General features: G+C 45.6%; 1 protein-coding gene. It reads left to right on the forward strand.

Features of this window, described 5'->3' with window-relative positions; translation table 11 throughout:
• On the forward strand, positions 1-241 hold a 241-nt coding region (locus AC1M9L_RS14860; protein WP_481592568.1), incomplete at both ends, for a 3-oxoacid CoA-transferase subunit A.

A 241-nucleotide genomic window follows, 5' to 3' on the forward strand; every position in this document is an offset into this window, starting at 1 on the left:
CAGGCAAAATCGAGTTAGAACTTGTACCGCAAGGCAACTTGGCTTGCCGTATTCAAGCGGCGGGTATGGGCTTAGGTCCAATCTACACACCTACAGGTTTTGGTACTTTGCTCGCTGAAGGCAAACCAACCATGAATTATGAAGGTAAAGACTACGTTTTAGAAAATCCAATCAAAGCTGACTTTGCGTTAATTAAAGCGCATAAGGGCGATCGCTGGGGGAACTTGGTGTACCGTAAATC

The sequence above is a fragment of the Acinetobacter sp. ANC_7511 genome, assembly GCF_056779975.1.